Origin of the sequence: Salinimicrobium marinum, from assembly GCF_014651535.1 — a bacterium.
In the GTDB taxonomy this organism is placed as follows: domain Bacteria; phylum Bacteroidota; class Bacteroidia; order Flavobacteriales; family Flavobacteriaceae; genus Salinimicrobium; species Salinimicrobium marinum.
On record NZ_BMXB01000001.1, the window covers coordinates 1 to 14,510 of the forward strand.

A 14,510-nucleotide genomic window follows, 5' to 3' on the forward strand; every position below is an offset into this window, starting at 1 on the left:
GCATTCAACGGAACAGACCATCACAGCTATATCATAATGCTGCTTGATGCCTTTTAAAACACCTTAAGTAAAGAATTGGTGGTCTAGTAAAAGGGTAGTACTACAGTAGAAATGTCGGGGTATACTATTTATATTCCAAATGAAAGAAGTTCCTATAATAATGATGGAGAGTTAGTATCTAAATCAGCATCTGAGTGGATATTTGAAAAAGATGTGGTTGGGTTAATAGGTGGTGCTGGTATAAAAAAATTTCTTTCTAACAACTTTTCAGTCACCGCAAACTTGCGATATGAGTTTGATCTTACTAATGCTGATGCTTATCCTCTATTGAGAAAAGATTTAAATGATGAACCTAATTGGGAAGCAAAAAAAACCCACCATTATCGAATAGGATTAGAGTTTGGGATTCAATATCATTTTGATAAAAAGCAAAAGGTATATGTGGAAGGAATTCTGTAATTACTTGTTTTTTAATTTCTTTCAAAGGGATCTCCTTTAATTATCATGGGGTCAATAGTACTTTTTATTCTCCTTTTGGTATATAATAAAAGCGGAAGTTTTCAAAAGGCGTTCCCTCTACAGCTTTCCCAGCTGGAACTAAAGTTATACTCTTCGCTTTAATATCTGCTATAATTCCGTTCAATCTTCCATCATCACTTTTCGTATAAATAATTTTTTCATCACTATTATATTCCCATTTTCCAGTAAAAAAAGTTCCGTCCTCATTATAGTTTAGATATTCGCCATTTTGTTTCAAAACTAAATCATTATTCGGCGATTGTGGTAATCCGCTTATCTTTTGTCCGTTAGCCATTCCATAATCCAATTTCCATCGCTGAAAAATTACATTTGGTAATTCTGAAACCGAGTCAGAACCAGGTTTATTTTGCGCTCTACAAGAATATGTGAGAGTCAGAATTGCGATAAGTAATAATTTTTTCATTGGGGGTTTTTGGTATTATGCACAACGCCCGGTATAAAAACAGTGCTTGCTGGCAAACTTGATTGTCCGCACGACACTCAAGCGTGGCAAGCGAGCACAAACTTTCGATTAGAGACAGGTTTTAGCATTGTTTATATTGTTGTAACACGTCTATTATTGAAAAATTAATGCTATTCCGATTATTACAAGCAGAATAGCAAACGCCCAGGAGTTAATCAGTCCTTTCCAACCTGCTGCACTATAATCCATCATTTTGAATGATTCTCTTTTTGCGATCTTATATATCAGGTAAGAAATACCCAAAATCAGAAATAGGCTTCCAACATAAAATGGATATTCTGTAAAATATTCGGTCAGTTTCTCTTTCATCTATTTTGAGCTTTTTGCCCGGAATTCTGGTCCCGATGTGTTACAACGTCCCGTATAAAAACAATGCGAGCTGGCGAGCTTGATTGTCCGCAGGACAATCAGGCGTTGCAAGTACGCACAGGCTTTCGAACCGAGACTAAATTAGCATTGTTTTTAGGATATGTGTTGTAGCCAGTTATTTTTTCCGCTTGGCCGTTCTATCGACACCTGTTCCGAGCTGTTGTACCCTGTATTTTGCAATATTGCCATCTTTATCCTTTGTGAATTCGTATATGACATCTGGGCGGAAACCTTCAACCTTAAATTTTGATTGAGAAATAGGTATCAACTCGAACTGCATCTGATACATTTCTATCCAAAGAGAATTGTCTCGCAAGATAATAGAATCCTCTTTGCCTTCTTTGGTAATATAAACTCCTGAGATTTCTTGTAATAAATCAGTCGGCAACCTTACATCTTTTTTAACCGGCAAACCATATAAAATGTTACGTGTTTCTGCAGTAGGGGATTTCATTTTACCTGTGGCATTAGCATTATTTTGAAGTAGAATTATGGTCTTGTCAGAATCCAAATGTCTAGAGAAATTAATTTTATATCCTGGCCAGTTTCCACTATGGCGAACAATTTTCCCAGAGGGGTCCTTGTTTTCTACAAACCACCCAAATCCATAACCTGTTTTCTCTCCTGAATTTAATTTTGAAGAAGTAAACATTTTTTCTTTATCATTTTGATTAACAATTCGGTTGTTCTTTAAACCTCTGTCGAATTTATACAAATCATTAATTGTTGAATAAATTCCTCCGGGACCGTAATTTCCATCTAAATATTTTAATTTGATGTCCTTTGTAAAATTTCCCGATGAATCTTTTTCATATCCAATGGCTAAATCTGCAAAATTTAAGTTGTCCTTATGAACAAATAATACACCTGTATCGTTCATATCTAAAGGAATAAAAATATTCTCTTTTAAAAACTCATTGTATGTCTTATTTGATACCCGTTCCACTATAGAGGCAAGCAATAAATAGCCAGTATTGCTGTACTCCCATTTTTCATTGGGTAAAAATAAAACTTCGGGGTTTTCCTGATTTAGAAAATTTATTATATCATTAATAGAGGCAAATTTAGATTTATCCCACTTCTTATCCATAAGGCTCATATAATCCGGTAAACCTGATGTGTGATGTACGAGGTTCTCTATTGTAATACCCCTATAAAAACTTAGCTCCGGAATGTACTTTGTCATATCGTCACTTAATGAAAGTTTTTCTTCTTTTGCTAATAACAAAATAGCAGTTGCTGTAAATGGTTTAGAAACAGAAGCTAAGTAAAAGAGAGAATTTTCGTCCAGTGCTTTTTTATTCACCATATTAGCAATTCCATAATTCTTTCGATAAATAATCTTGCCGTTTTCCGCAATTAGAACATTCCCGTTGAATTCTCCATATTTGAAAAGTTCACTATAGAGGGAATCCAATCTTAATGTTTTTTCGTTGTTTATTATCTCAAATTCTTGTGCATATAATTGTTTGCTCGAAACAAGCAATACGAAAGCAACTAAAGTAGTCAGTACTGTTTTCATTTTTCTTTTTTAAATGTGATAGTGTAAACTACGTAATCAGACCTATAATCCACGTGTTTAATAATTGGCTACAACGTCTCGTATAAAAACTGGGCGAGCTGGGGAACCTGATTGTCCGTAGTACAATCAGGCGTTGCAAGCGAGCACGGAGTTTCGATCTGAGACCGTTTTTAGCATTGTTTTTATATACTGTTGGCAAACGTTTTTTAATTGTATTGAAATATTTCAAGGTCCATTACAATTTCACTATTTGTTTCAGAACCGATGTAAGTTATTATATCAGTATCTTCAAAAGCATTAATTTCCATTGCGTGGAGAAATTGCTCATCAACAAAAAAGCTAAATAAGTTTTTATTTTTTTGGATCGTGAATTTTATATTTTCATTAAAGCTGTATTGTCCATTTTCGTACATTCGCTCAGTCCTATTTCCTCTACTACGAGAAATTTCGATGTTCTTATTATCTCCATATTGAAAAGCTTGAAAGTTATATCCATTGAATTCAATTGATGAGATAAAATCTTCAACAGTATCAGTGCCACTATGTGTTGTGTTAAATTTAACCTCAAGAACTAAATTTGAAATTGTATCTAAATCAATTGAATCTATATGAAATGACACATTTCTCTTTGAAAAAATAGAATTCTTATCAAGATCTTCTATGGCGTAATCCTGAATATCCAGATACCAATTTGGTATAGGTGTATTGCTTTCAAACAATTCATCTAAATAATATTCTCTCCACAAGGAAGAATATTGATTTCTATAGCATTCAAAACCATTTTTATTTGCCCCCATAATGCTTAAACATTCCCCTGAAGCTGTTTTAGCATTTTTATGGTTGCGGCCTAAAGCTGCGTGACCTAATTCGTGAAAAACAAGGAATTCTTTAAATTCAGGATCTCCGTTATTCCAATGCTCCCTATCAATAATTATTTTCCTTCCACCAAGTCCTGCTGCCCCTTCAATGTCCGCCAGATAAAAGTCTATTGTATAATTATCAAAGTCGTATCCTCTTTTCTTCGCTTCTTCCGAAAATAATTCCAAATACGGGTAAAATTCATCATTAGCTAGTTCTTCATTGGTGTACGGAAACAGTTCATCCTTACTACAGCTAATAGTTATAGCAGTAAGAATATAAAACAATATTTTTTTTCATTTAACTGATTTTAATGTTTGCCAACGTACTTATAAACGCACTAGTTTTTTATATTTTATATTTCTTTAGTGCCTCTAATTATTTTACTAGTTTTTAAACTTTCCCCTTTATTCAGGTCGAAATTTTGGCCAACTGAATTTGAGGAGAAGAGTAAAAGGAAGAGGACGGGGATGATATTTTCATTTTTTTTCATAATTACAAGGTCATCATTATGCACATTAAAATTAACTTTCCAACTTTAAATAGTTCCCGTTATCATATTCGATAAATTCTATTCCTTTTTCTTTTGAATAAATAATGCGGTTGACTTCTGAAATGCCGGTGCAGTCATTAAAGATCAGGACATTTTGAAAATCGAATTCTCCCACGGAGACATCAACAAACAATTCTTTCCTGAAACCAGAGAATCCTTCACAGGTAAGACTGAAAAATTCCCGGGAGGGCGTGTCCAGAATCCCTTTGTACAATTCAAACAAGAGGAGGTCCGACCATTTTTCCAGGGTTAACTGAAAGACGAAATCTTTATCTTCGAAGCCAATGAAGTTACTCACCTTTTCATATTCTGTGGCATCACAACTTTCAGGACCATGAGATTCGACAGAAAGTTTGGATTCCCTGGGCTGTGTTAAGCCCACTACCTGAAGCCCGTCCTGATCTTCATATCTCAGCCGGGAGAACTCGGTAAACGGGATCAGGTTTTTTTCAGCTTCGTTCAATTTAAATGAGGCTACTATTGCCTCTTCGCAACAGCTACTGAGCAGGATTCCTGCAATTACCAGGAAAGAAAATTTCTTTAATTCCATTTTAATTCCAACCTATTGTTTATTTCATGTTCTATCCCGGTCGCTACTGTTTACAAGTGGGTGAGGGTGAAAAAGTAGAAAATCTATTCTATCTGTACCTGCAGAACAGATCTACCACATTTTGAGCAATTTCAGGTGCTAAACTAAGTTATTAATTTTTAAAAAAAGTAAGGTAAAACCTTACTTTTTAGCTCCTTAATAGATCCAGCTTTTAATTTATATTAGGTACTTTTACCTCTTTTAAAATATGGATTTGCGCCAAGCAATTTTTGTCTTATTTCTTTCCTTTCTCTTTCTATCTGCATGTTCTGAGCAAACTACTTTGACAGATGAGAAACCATTTGAGGAACAGATCGATTCGATTTTAAACTCAGAAGAAATTCCGGAGATTTCCAAAGTAGATTCCCTGGAGAAAATTCTGGACCTTGTACAGACGGATACCTTGCGCAATAAGCTGCTATGGGACCTCTCCTATTTTTACTCAAGAACCGATGATTCCGAATCCTTCAAAAACTGGAACAGCAAAAGCCGAAGCCTCTCGATTAGGTTAAACGACACTTCTAAAATAGCAGATTCCTATTGGGATGCAGGCCATTTTTATTATCACCAGAATGTGCCCGACAGTGCATATGCCCAGTATTCAAGGGCGTACGATATTTACATGCGTTTAAACCGTCCCACCACGGCCGCCAGATTAATGCTCAACATGGCCATTACCCAAAAAAATATTAAAGATTATACAGGAAGTGAAATATCCACAACCAAAGTCATTCAACTTCTTAAAGATTCAGGAGAAAACCGAAGATTATATAGTGCGCATAATAATCTTGGTATTGTTTATAATGGATTAAAAGAATTTGACAAATCACTAAAACATTATGACCTTGCCCTGGGTTATCTTGAAAAGCTAGAAGATCAAAGGGACTTTAAACTAACTACTTTAAATAACCAGGGAGTCTTGTTACAAAGCATGGGTGATCATCAAGAGGCAATGAATAAATTTAATACTGCACTTTCAAGAGAGAACCTTTTTTCGGACAACCCCCAACTTTACGCTATGCTGCTGGACAATAAGACATATTCAAAGCTTTTGCTATTGGATACGGTTGAAATTGTAAAAGACTTTAACCGCGCCCTCCACATACGAGACAGCATTGGCCATGAAGACGGTGTGGTGATAAACCAAATTCATCTAAGCCAATACTATGCGCTGAAGGGCGACACCTTAAAAGCCATTGAACTGACCAAAGAAGCAAATATACTGGCGCGGCAGACTTCCAACAACCGGGACGTGTTGGCTTCTTTAAAATTATTATCCACTTATGATCAAAAGAACAGTGGAGAACATCTTTCCAGTTATATAAGACTTAGTGATAGTTTACAGCAGCAGGAACGGAATATCAGAAATAAATTTACCAAAATAAGGTTTGACACAGATGAGTTCATTGCTGAAAATGAAAAACTTTACGGGCAGCGCAACGTGCTTGTGGGACTTTCTCTGGGAATTGCTCTCCTGGGGCTCTCCGGTTTTGTGATCAAAAATCAAGGGACAAAAAACCGGGAACTTTCTTTGAAACAGGAGCAACAGGAGGCTAATGAAAAGATCTTTCAGCTATTACTTGATCAGCAGAACATCAAGGAAGCAACTCGGCAAAGGGAGAGGATAAGGCTTTCAGAAGAACTACATGACGGCATCCTATCTAAATTTTTTGGACTGCGAATCAGCCTCGAAAGCCTCAATTCGAATAATGATAAAAAATCTATAATTCAGCGAGAAAAATACCTCGAGGATCTCAAGGTACTGGGGCAAGAAATTAGGCAGCTTTCCCATGAACTGAATTCACCTTTATTCACTTCAGGTACAGGATATTTGTCTATTCTGGAGGAAGTGCTTTCGCTAAACGAGACTTCCCTGACATATAAAATAGAAGTTGAGGAAGAAATTCAATGGGAAAAGATTCCCGGCAGTATTAAATTACATTTCTTGCGGATACTGCAGGAGGCTCTGAAGAATTCCCAAACACATTCAGAAGCATCTCTAATTAAGGTTTCGTTCGTGCTTAAACAAGGTGTTCTCTCCTATACCATTCAGGACAATGGAAAGGGCTTCAAGACGCAAATAAAAAATGAAGGTATAGGCCTTAAAAATATGGCTTCACGAACAAAAGCTATGAAAGGAAAAATCAAAATTGAATCCCAAATTAATCGGGGAACCAAAATTAAAATTCAGGTTCCTGTTTAAACAATTTTCATGAAAAGTTTACTGTCGGTTCTTATGGTAGATGATCATCCAATGATCCTGGAAGGATATAAAAATGCTTTGTTACAAAATAAGCAGATCAATGCAGAAATAAATACCGCCAATAATTGTAATTCTGCCATTAATAAACTTGAAACTTCAGCAGCTGCTCCTTTTAACCTTGTTTTCCTGGACATCAAAATCCCACCCTGTTCAGACGGAAAAATTTTGTCGGGCGAGGACCTGGGATTATTCATAAGGGAGCATTTCCCCAGGACAAAAATTATTATCCTCACGATGTTCAGTGAACATATACGTCTGTCCAACATTCTGAAGAATGTTAATCCCAATGGTTTTCTTATTAAGAGTGATGTCACTCCCAAAGAATTAGTAAATGCAGTTAAGGTGGTGATGAAGGGAGGAAATTATTATAGTGAAACCATTCACGAATTGCTTGAGCAGCAGCGAAATCAACATCCTGTTCTTGATGATTTCGATCGAAAAATTCTGTACCACCTATCACAGGGAACAAAAACCCGACATCTCGTTGACTACGTCCATTTGTCCCTGGGGGCGATAGAAAAAAGAAAACGAAAAATCAAAGAAGCATTTGGAATTACGCACGGTGGTGACCGTGAGATCCTGGACAAGGCGAAGGAGTTGGGATTTCTTTAGAAAAAAAGAATAAAAATCATTTAATACAGAATTTAAATAAAACGTGCTTATAAATGCTGTTGAAAAATCTTCGAGATCTCCTTTAGGTAAGCGGCTTTGTTGGTACGCCAGTCAGAGATGTTTTTAGTGGATAAGGTTTGGGTGCTGCCTACTGGATTTTTGAGGATGAAATAATGATCTACCAGTTCTTTTATCTGGTTGTTCTCCAGGTTTTCGAACCCGATCATCAGTTGGCTTAAAAACTCCAGTAAAGTTTGACGGTTTACCTGTTTGGCTCTTTTTGGGGAAAGATCTTTCCATACCAGGCGTTTCCTTAATGAAACTGGTTTTAAATGAATTAATGATTGAAAGCTTTGAAAAGTTCCATCCAGGTATTTCACTGAGAAAGCTTTGAAAACAGCATCCGCCTGAACATTGGTTAGCGCAATGGCCTTGAGGTTGAACTGCTGCATTGTTCCCAGCGAATCATCATTTAAAGTATAAACTTGAAGAGTTTTGGAGCTTGTCCTGATCCTTTTACGTTTAACAATGAAATAAATAGCTGTAACGCAAAGTAAGCTAGATACCAGATAAACAATAGTAAAACTGATTTTAAACCACAGGGCATAAGCAGTGATCCAGGTATAAAGCAGGAGCCACGTCAGAAAGATAAGGCAGCAGGTGAAGAAGATCTGGCCCAGTTGCGAATCTGTTTCCCGCAGGAGATAGTGAAATAAGGTGAGAACCTTTGCCCTCACCTGAAGAGTAAAAACCGCTATACGCTCCAAAAACATCCCTATCTTTCTTACCGTTAACTAATTAAAGATAACGAAAAGAAAGTATAGGTTTGTTTCAAAGCTATTGCCATTCTAAATAAGTTTAAGCATTGGGGTTATAATGTCAGCTTTCCCATTCTGTCTTAAAGGCCGATTCCATTAATAGCTGTTCCTTGTTTGTAATGCCTATTTGCTTTGCAACAGATTTCCAATCCCTCACCACAGTTAGGACTTCATTAATGATGGTATCCATTTCAGTTTCGCTCAACCGGAAAAATTCCCCAACACTTTTTGCAAGTTCAAAACTGAGTGCATTATCATCCATATCTATGTTTAGTGCCAGTCCATCCTTTTCTGTCGATGGATTCAAATCGTAAGCCGGTGAAAGTTCCCAGCCTTTTTCATTTAATATAAAGCCGTGATTGCGCAAGTGATCGTCTGTATTTGAGACCGTAATATTAAATACGATCCTGCGCCATAACTGTTGCAGGTTTTCATCTACGTTTGTCCCATAATTTTCTATAACATCGACTAAATCAAGATAACTGGGAGTATTCTTTTTAAGAAATTCTTCAGTGTTCCCTGTCATCGTCATTGCAGATGCAAAATGGATTCGGTTGCCATTTTCACGATCAAAACGTTTAGTCAGGAAAGTATGATATGGGCCTGAAATTCGCTCAATACTGGATTCTGCCATGTCAATGCCACTGGCAGTTGCTAATTTATAAGTAAGAAATTCCCAAGCCGCTTTGTCGACCGTATCGGTTTTTGAAGGAAATTTAGCGATCCATAGGTCATTGTCTTTGCCCAATATATTGGCTTTGGGCCTGGCACCGCCAAGAGAAGAACCGGGTGCAATAAGAACGGCTATCCATTGGCGTATGACATCATTTTGTGTATCATTTTCAAGGTGTGTAACCGCTTCCTGTAAATCACCGATTGACGACCAGGGAGGCGTAGGATTTTTATCATCGTTATCCAGAAAAGGCCCATTGGGATCAATTTTGAATCGTAGTGCTCCCATACGGCTTTCGTCATAAACACCTAACAAATAGTCAATCTCGTAAAGTGTTTTCGCCTTTTCATTGCGAGCTCTAGCGTCCTGAGCCTCCCTACGCTTCATTAAGGTCTTTCCCCAGGTATCAGGCATACTGTCTAAAAAGATGCCGAAATTTTCCTTTTCAGCAGGATACTGTGGACCGGAGTAAAACGTAATGTCCGGATCGAGCAGACGATAAGAATTACGGGCCATCCACTCTTTGTTGTATTCAAAGCTGAAAGCTTTTTTCGCTTTAGCGAAATGTGCCGAAAGTATACCGATCTCCACAGGACCACCTAATCCCTGCCAATCTGCATAAACGTAAATGTCAAATTTTCCTCCTGCCATAGCTTAAAGTAGATCAAGATCCTGAAGTTTACGGCCAAGTTCATCATTACCGGCAATGCTGTAAAAATCTTTTTCAAGATTTAGTACCTTCAGCACGTTGAAGTAAATGCCAATAGCAACAGCCGGATCCCCTTTTTCAACACGGTGCAACGTAGCCCGGTGAATTCCGGCACGCTCGGCGACCTGCTCAGCAGTAAGTTTTCTACGCTTTCTTGCAAGCTTGATATTTTCGCCTATGCCATCGAATTTTTTTTGGTATTTCGGAAGAAGCAGTGCCTTTTTAGAATTCATCTTGTCGCTTATTTATGTCAAATATATTTAATTTGTTGTAAATAAACGACATTCCTCCAAAGTCTTTTTCCTAATTCAAATCCAGGCAGTGGGAAAAGTCCGGAGTTAAAATTCAGGCCACCGTTAACGTTATAGGCGGGAAACTGTTTTTGGAAATATCCTATGCGTAGGAAATAAATCCGCTCCAAAAACACACTATTTTTCTTGTTGTTATCTCTTTACGGCTAATGAAAAGAAAGATTAGGTTGCTTTCTAGTTAAAGGTCTCGAGGCTATTCTCTTCCAATCCTATTTATTTCCATTGCTCGCTTTTTCAGCTGCAGAAATTCTTTCCTTTAGAGAATTCATATCTTCACTTAATTTTTCATCAAGAATCTTCGCATAATGTTGTGTGGTTTTTAAAGATCGATGGCCTAGCATCTTACTTACAGATTCTATAGGTACACCATTAGTCAGGGTTACTGTAGTGGCGAAAGTATGCCTGGCCATATGAAACGTAAGGTTCTTTTTAATTTCGCAACGTTCAGCTATTTCTTTTAAATAGCTGTTCATACGTTGATTGGAATAAACAGGAAGTAAAGTTCCTTTTGGATTTTCCACATCTTTATACTTCTCTATTAGTTTCTGTGCAATCGGAAGCAATGGAATGCTGCTCAGGGATTTTGTCTTGGTCCTTTTAATTTTAATCCATAGGCTACCATCTATGCCTTTGACTATATTATCCGCAGTCAATTTCTCAACATCTGAATAGGCCAATCCCGTGTTGCACGAAAAAAGGAATACATCCCGGACATTTTCTATTCTGGGAGTAGAAAACTCCTTTTCCATAATTTTAATGATTTCTTCTTTTGTCAGGAATTCCCGATCAATTGATTCAGTTTTGAGCTTAAAATTATAAAAGGGGTCTTTTTCCATCCAGCCATTGGCAAAGGCTATTCTAACTATTTTCTTAAGATAGGAGAGGTACTTCAAGGCGGAATTGTGGGTATGGTTCAACTCAGTCTTGAGGTAGTAGATAAAGGCATTGATGAATTGCGTATCAATATTTTTTACCGGATAATCCTTTCTTCTATAAGAGGAGCCAATGAAGGCAAGCAAATGTTTTTGTGTGGTTCTATATCTTTGAAGGGTACGAAAGGAATAATCTTTACCTACAAGTTTCGACATCCTGTTATTATGTTCCTCGAACATCTCCAGGATAAATTTATTATCATCTGTGTTCCCAAGATAAATATCCTTGATTAATGTAGCAGTTATATGCTCACTCCCTTCCAGAAGCTTTTGATAAATCTCATAAACCCTGTTCTTGATCACGTCTAAATTTCGGTTGACCTGTTTTGCTTCTATGGAAGAACCGTTTACTTTATTGGCTTTTGCGCTCCATTTAGCTAAGGGCACTTTCCGCATTGTGCTCACCTCTGCTCTTTTTCCATCATAAGTAATTCGCAGGTATACCGTGGCATGAGTAGCATCTTCATGCTTACTCTTCCTCACATAAAAAAGTACCGATAGTAAATCTTGCATCCTAATTGTCTTTAAATTCGAAATAAATTTACTTCATTTTTTTTCATTTAAAAACATGTAAAATACTATTTAACAGTGTGTTGCATTTAATTCGGGCGCACTTTTAGCGACACCTAAAGTGCCACCGAATTAGACACCTTTTATTTGATTTTAATTGGTTTTCTTTGATATGGTAAAAAATGAAAACCCCCGTAAACAGTGAGTTTTACGGGGGTTTAATTCAATTTGAAGTCTTAAAAGTACTCGAGGCGGGAATCGAACCCGCACAACCGAAGTTACTGGATTTTGAATCCAGCGCGTCTACCAGTTCCGCCACTCGAGCAAGTGGACGGCAAAATTAAAAAATATTTTCATTACTCCACCAAAATTTACTCACAATTATCTTTAACTCACCAAAAAAAATTCTAAATTTGCAGCGATTTAAAACCTGAAGATCACTAACTCTCAAATACTTAGTTTCTTATGCCTAATGTGATGACCGAAGCAAAATTATTTGCTTGCAATCAAAGCACCGAACTGGCTAAAAAAATAGCCGAATCATATGGAGCGCCATTGGGCAATGTGATCACCTCAACGTATAGTGACGGGGAATTTCAGCCTTCTTATGAGGAGTCAATCCGTGGTTCAAGGGTTTTTATTATTGGTTCTACTCATCCTTCTTCAGATAATTTAATGGAGATGTTGTTGATGCTGGATGCTGCAAAAAGGGCTTCTGCAAGACACATTACTGCAGTTATACCTTATTATGGCTGGGCAAGACAGGATAGAAAAGATAAGCCAAGGGTGCCGATTGCGGCAAAATTGATCGCAAAAATGCTGGAGACAGCAGGGGCTACCCGAATTATTACCATGGATCTTCACGCAGACCAGATCCAGGGGTTTTTTGAAAAACCGGTTGATCATTTATATGCATCCACTGTTTTCATGCCTTATTTAAAAGGATTGGGACTGGATGATCTAACTATTGCCTCACCTGATATGGGTGGATCGAAAAGAGCTTATGCCTATTCGAAAGCTTTGGAAAGTGATGTGGTGATTTGTTACAAACAAAGAGCCAAGGCCAATGTGATCTCCCATATGGAGCTTATTGGCGATGTGACCAATAAGAATGTTGTTTTGGTGGATGACCTGGTGGATACCGCCGGAACCTTAACCAAAGCTGCCGACCTGATGATCGAAAGAGGAGCAAAAAGCGTTCGTGCTATTTGTACCCACCCGGTACTTTCAGGAGAGGCTTATGATAAAGTGGAAAATTCCAAATTGCTGGAATTGATCGTAACCGATTCCATTCCGCTTAAAAAGGAAAGCAGAAAGATTCGTGTCGTGAGTTGCGCCGATCTGTTTGCGGAAGTGATGAACAGGGTTCATCAAAACCGCTCTATTAGCTCACAATTTATTATGTAATCAATTTTTATTAACTATAATTTCATACAATGAAATCATTAACGATCAATGGATCTAAAAGAGAAAGCGTAGGCAAGAAAGCAACAAAAGCCTTACGTAATGCTGGAAAGGTTCCTTGCGTATTATACGGGGGAGATCAGCCATTACACTTTGCAGCAGATGAGATTGCGTTCAAAGACTTAGTTTACACACCCGATGTGCACACTGTAGTTATTGAACTGGAAGGAGGAGAAAAGTTAGACGCTGTTCTTCAGGATATTCAATTCCACCCTGTAACCGATGCTATTTTGCATATCGATTTCTACCAGATTTATGAAGACAAAGAAATCTCTATGGAGATTCCTGTTCATACTGTAGGAGTGCCACGTGGTGTTAAAAATGGTGGTGTCCTAAGGTTTAACCTTCGTAGAATGAGGGTAAAAGGATTGCCAGGAAACCTTCCTGACTTTATTGAGGCAAATGTAACTTCACTTAAAATTGGTAACAAACTATATGTTACTGCTCTTAAGAGTGATGATTTCAAAATCATGCATCCGGATAACACCGTGGTTTGTCAGGTGAGAACATCACGTAATGTGGTTGCTCTTGATGATGAAGAAGATGAGGAAGAAACAGCAGCAGATGAGGTTCCTGCAACTGAAGTAGCCGAAGGTGGCGAAAAAGAATAGGGTATAACTCTTTATTCAATATTAAAAGCATTCCGTTTTCGGGATGCTTTTTTTATTTTTACCAAAAATTGAAAATAAATGATTCCTTTCTTCGGAAGACTAATAGGCAAGAAACCACAGGAACAGGAAGAAATAGACCCTATGAAGAAATTCTTAATAGTTGGGCTGGGAAACATGGGCCCTAAATATCATAATACCCGGCATAATATAGGTTTCAGGATAGTAGATTATCTTGCAGAACAGGAATCCCTCACCTTCGAAACTCAGAAACTGGGAGATGTGGCAACCTATAAGTTCAAAGGAAGAACCTTTATCCTCCTAAAACCTTCTACTTTTATGAACAATAGTGGTAAGGCCGTTAATTACTGGCTTCAGAAGGAAAAAGTGCCGCTGGAAAACCTTCTGGTGGTAACCGATGATCTTAACCTTCCCTTCGGAACCCTTAGGTTAAAAACAAAAGGCAGTGATGGTGGTCATAACGGATTAAAAGACATCCAGACACAACTGAACACAACTACCTATAACCGGTTTCGCTTCGGAATTAGTGATGAATTCTCCAAAGGCAGGCAAATTGATTATGTGCTGGGGGAATGGGATGAAGAGGAAGAAGCCAAAATGCCCGAACGCCTGAAGACTTCAGTAGAACTGATAAAGTCCTTTGGTGCCGCCGGAGTTAATAATACAATGAATACCTTTAACGGAAAATAATTTTC

Annotated in this window: 15 protein-coding genes and 1 tRNA gene; 6 read left to right on the top strand and 10 right to left on the bottom strand. The window is 37.6% G+C overall.

The genetic code is table 11. The features are described from left to right. The first annotated feature begins 111 nt into the window (after positions 1-111). A complete protein-coding gene (locus IE056_RS00005; protein ID WP_189602571.1) occupies positions 112-459 on the top strand; it encodes a hypothetical protein in 348 nt (115 codons plus the stop codon). Positions 460-523: 64 nt separating this feature from the next. Here the strand turns inward: IE056_RS00005 and IE056_RS00010 are convergent, their stop codons facing one another. From IE056_RS00010 to IE056_RS00030, 5 genes are all read right to left on the bottom strand, one after another. Further along, on the bottom strand, positions 524-943 hold the full coding sequence (locus tag IE056_RS00010) for a hypothetical protein (protein WP_189602572.1): 420 nt from the start codon (positions 941-943) through the stop codon (positions 524-526). A gap of 153 nt (positions 944-1,096) precedes the next feature. Beyond that, positions 1,097-1,312, bottom strand: coding sequence for a hypothetical protein (locus IE056_RS00015; RefSeq protein WP_189602573.1), 216 nt, complete (start codon positions 1,310-1,312; stop codon positions 1,097-1,099). A gap of 175 nt (positions 1,313-1,487) precedes the next feature. Beyond that, positions 1,488-2,894 carry a serine hydrolase domain-containing protein gene (locus IE056_RS00020; RefSeq protein WP_189602574.1) on the bottom strand — a complete coding sequence of 469 codons (1,407 nt, stop codon included), beginning with the start codon at positions 2,892-2,894 and terminating at the stop codon, positions 1,488-1,490. 206 nt (positions 2,895-3,100) lie between these two features. Then, a complete protein-coding gene (locus IE056_RS00025; RefSeq protein ID WP_189602575.1) occupies positions 3,101-4,039 on the bottom strand; it encodes a hypothetical protein in 939 nt (312 codons plus the stop codon). A gap of 237 nt (positions 4,040-4,276) precedes the next feature. Further along, positions 4,277-4,855 carry a hypothetical protein gene (locus IE056_RS00030; protein WP_189602576.1) on the bottom strand — a complete coding sequence of 193 codons (579 nt, stop codon included), beginning with the start codon at positions 4,853-4,855 and terminating at the stop codon, positions 4,277-4,279. A gap of 247 nt (positions 4,856-5,102) precedes the next feature. Between IE056_RS00030 and IE056_RS00035 the strand changes: the two genes are divergently transcribed. Further along, positions 5,103-7,097, top strand: coding sequence for a tetratricopeptide repeat-containing sensor histidine kinase (locus IE056_RS00035; protein WP_189602577.1), 1,995 nt, complete (start codon positions 5,103-5,105; stop codon positions 7,095-7,097). A gap of 9 nt (positions 7,098-7,106) precedes the next feature. Continuing rightward, positions 7,107-7,769, top strand: coding sequence for a response regulator (locus IE056_RS00040; RefSeq protein WP_189602578.1), 663 nt, complete (start codon positions 7,107-7,109; stop codon positions 7,767-7,769). 47 nt (positions 7,770-7,816) lie between these two features. Here IE056_RS00040 and IE056_RS00045 read toward each other — a convergent pair whose 3' ends face one another. From IE056_RS00045 to IE056_RS00065, 5 genes are all read right to left on the bottom strand, one after another. Continuing rightward, positions 7,817-8,536: a hypothetical protein gene (locus IE056_RS00045; protein WP_189602579.1), complete on the bottom strand. Its 720-nt coding sequence runs from the start codon at positions 8,534-8,536 to the stop codon at positions 7,817-7,819. 112 nt (positions 8,537-8,648) lie between these two features. Then, positions 8,649-9,911 (bottom strand): type II toxin-antitoxin system HipA family toxin, encoded by a 1,263-nt coding sequence (locus tag IE056_RS00050; RefSeq protein WP_189602580.1) that lies wholly within the window; start codon positions 9,909-9,911, stop codon positions 8,649-8,651. Positions 9,912-9,914: 3 nt separating this feature from the next. Then, complete coding sequence (locus tag IE056_RS00055; protein WP_189602581.1) at positions 9,915-10,202, bottom strand: helix-turn-helix domain-containing protein; 288 nt, start codon at positions 10,200-10,202, stop codon at positions 9,915-9,917. Positions 10,203-10,489: 287 nt separating this feature from the next. Beyond that, entirely contained in the window at positions 10,490-11,725 is a 1,236-nt protein-coding gene (locus IE056_RS00060) for a site-specific integrase (protein ID WP_189602582.1), read from the bottom strand. A gap of 240 nt (positions 11,726-11,965) precedes the next feature. Beyond that, positions 11,966-12,047: transfer RNA gene (locus IE056_RS00065), tRNA-Leu, on the bottom strand. Positions 12,048-12,187: 140 nt separating this feature from the next. Here IE056_RS00065 and IE056_RS00070 point away from each other — a divergent pair. The 3 genes from IE056_RS00070 (at position 12,188) to pth (ending at position 14,505) form a co-directional block, all read left to right on the top strand. Further along, complete coding sequence (locus IE056_RS00070) at positions 12,188-13,129, top strand: ribose-phosphate pyrophosphokinase (RefSeq protein ID WP_189602583.1); 942 nt, start codon at positions 12,188-12,190, stop codon at positions 13,127-13,129. A 29-nt stretch (positions 13,130-13,158) separates the two neighbouring features. Further along, on the top strand, positions 13,159-13,797 hold the full coding sequence (locus IE056_RS00075; RefSeq protein WP_189602584.1) for a 50S ribosomal protein L25/general stress protein Ctc: 639 nt from the start codon (positions 13,159-13,161) through the stop codon (positions 13,795-13,797). Between the two features lie 78 nt (positions 13,798-13,875). Beyond that, positions 13,876-14,505 (top strand): aminoacyl-tRNA hydrolase, encoded by a 630-nt coding sequence (pth, locus tag IE056_RS00080; protein ID WP_189602585.1) that lies wholly within the window; start codon positions 13,876-13,878, stop codon positions 14,503-14,505. Positions 14,506-14,510: the final 5 nt, after the last annotated feature.

Bases quoted from the DNA above. Each gene is read 5' to 3' on its own strand.
- IE056_RS00005 (WP_189602571.1), top strand. From the start codon at position 112: ATGTCGGGGTATACTATTTATATTCCAAATGAAAGAAGTTCCTATAAT.
- IE056_RS00010 (WP_189602572.1), bottom strand. From the start codon at position 943: ATGAAAAAATTATTACTTATCGCAATTCTGACTCTCACATATTCTTGT.
- IE056_RS00015 (WP_189602573.1), bottom strand. From the start codon at position 1,312: ATGAAAGAGAAACTGACCGAATATTTTACAGAATATCCATTTTATGTT.
- IE056_RS00020 (WP_189602574.1), bottom strand. From the start codon at position 2,894: ATGAAAACAGTACTGACTACTTTAGTTGCTTTCGTATTGCTTGTTTCG.
- IE056_RS00030 (WP_189602576.1), bottom strand. From the start codon at position 4,855: ATGGAATTAAAGAAATTTTCTTTCCTGGTAATTGCAGGAATCCTGCTC.
- IE056_RS00035 (WP_189602577.1), top strand. From the start codon at position 5,103: ATGGATTTGCGCCAAGCAATTTTTGTCTTATTTCTTTCCTTTCTCTTT.
- IE056_RS00040 (WP_189602578.1), top strand. From the start codon at position 7,107: ATGAAAAGTTTACTGTCGGTTCTTATGGTAGATGATCATCCAATGATC.
- IE056_RS00050 (WP_189602580.1), bottom strand. From the start codon at position 9,911: ATGGCAGGAGGAAAATTTGACATTTACGTTTATGCAGATTGGCAGGGA.
- IE056_RS00055 (WP_189602581.1), bottom strand. From the start codon at position 10,202: ATGAATTCTAAAAAGGCACTGCTTCTTCCGAAATACCAAAAAAAATTC.
- IE056_RS00060 (WP_189602582.1), bottom strand. From the start codon at position 11,725: ATGCAAGATTTACTATCGGTACTTTTTTATGTGAGGAAGAGTAAGCAT.
- IE056_RS00070 (WP_189602583.1), top strand. From the start codon at position 12,188: ATGCCTAATGTGATGACCGAAGCAAAATTATTTGCTTGCAATCAAAGC.
- IE056_RS00075 (WP_189602584.1), top strand. From the start codon at position 13,159: ATGAAATCATTAACGATCAATGGATCTAAAAGAGAAAGCGTAGGCAAG.
- pth (WP_189602585.1), top strand. From the start codon at position 13,876: ATGATTCCTTTCTTCGGAAGACTAATAGGCAAGAAACCACAGGAACAG.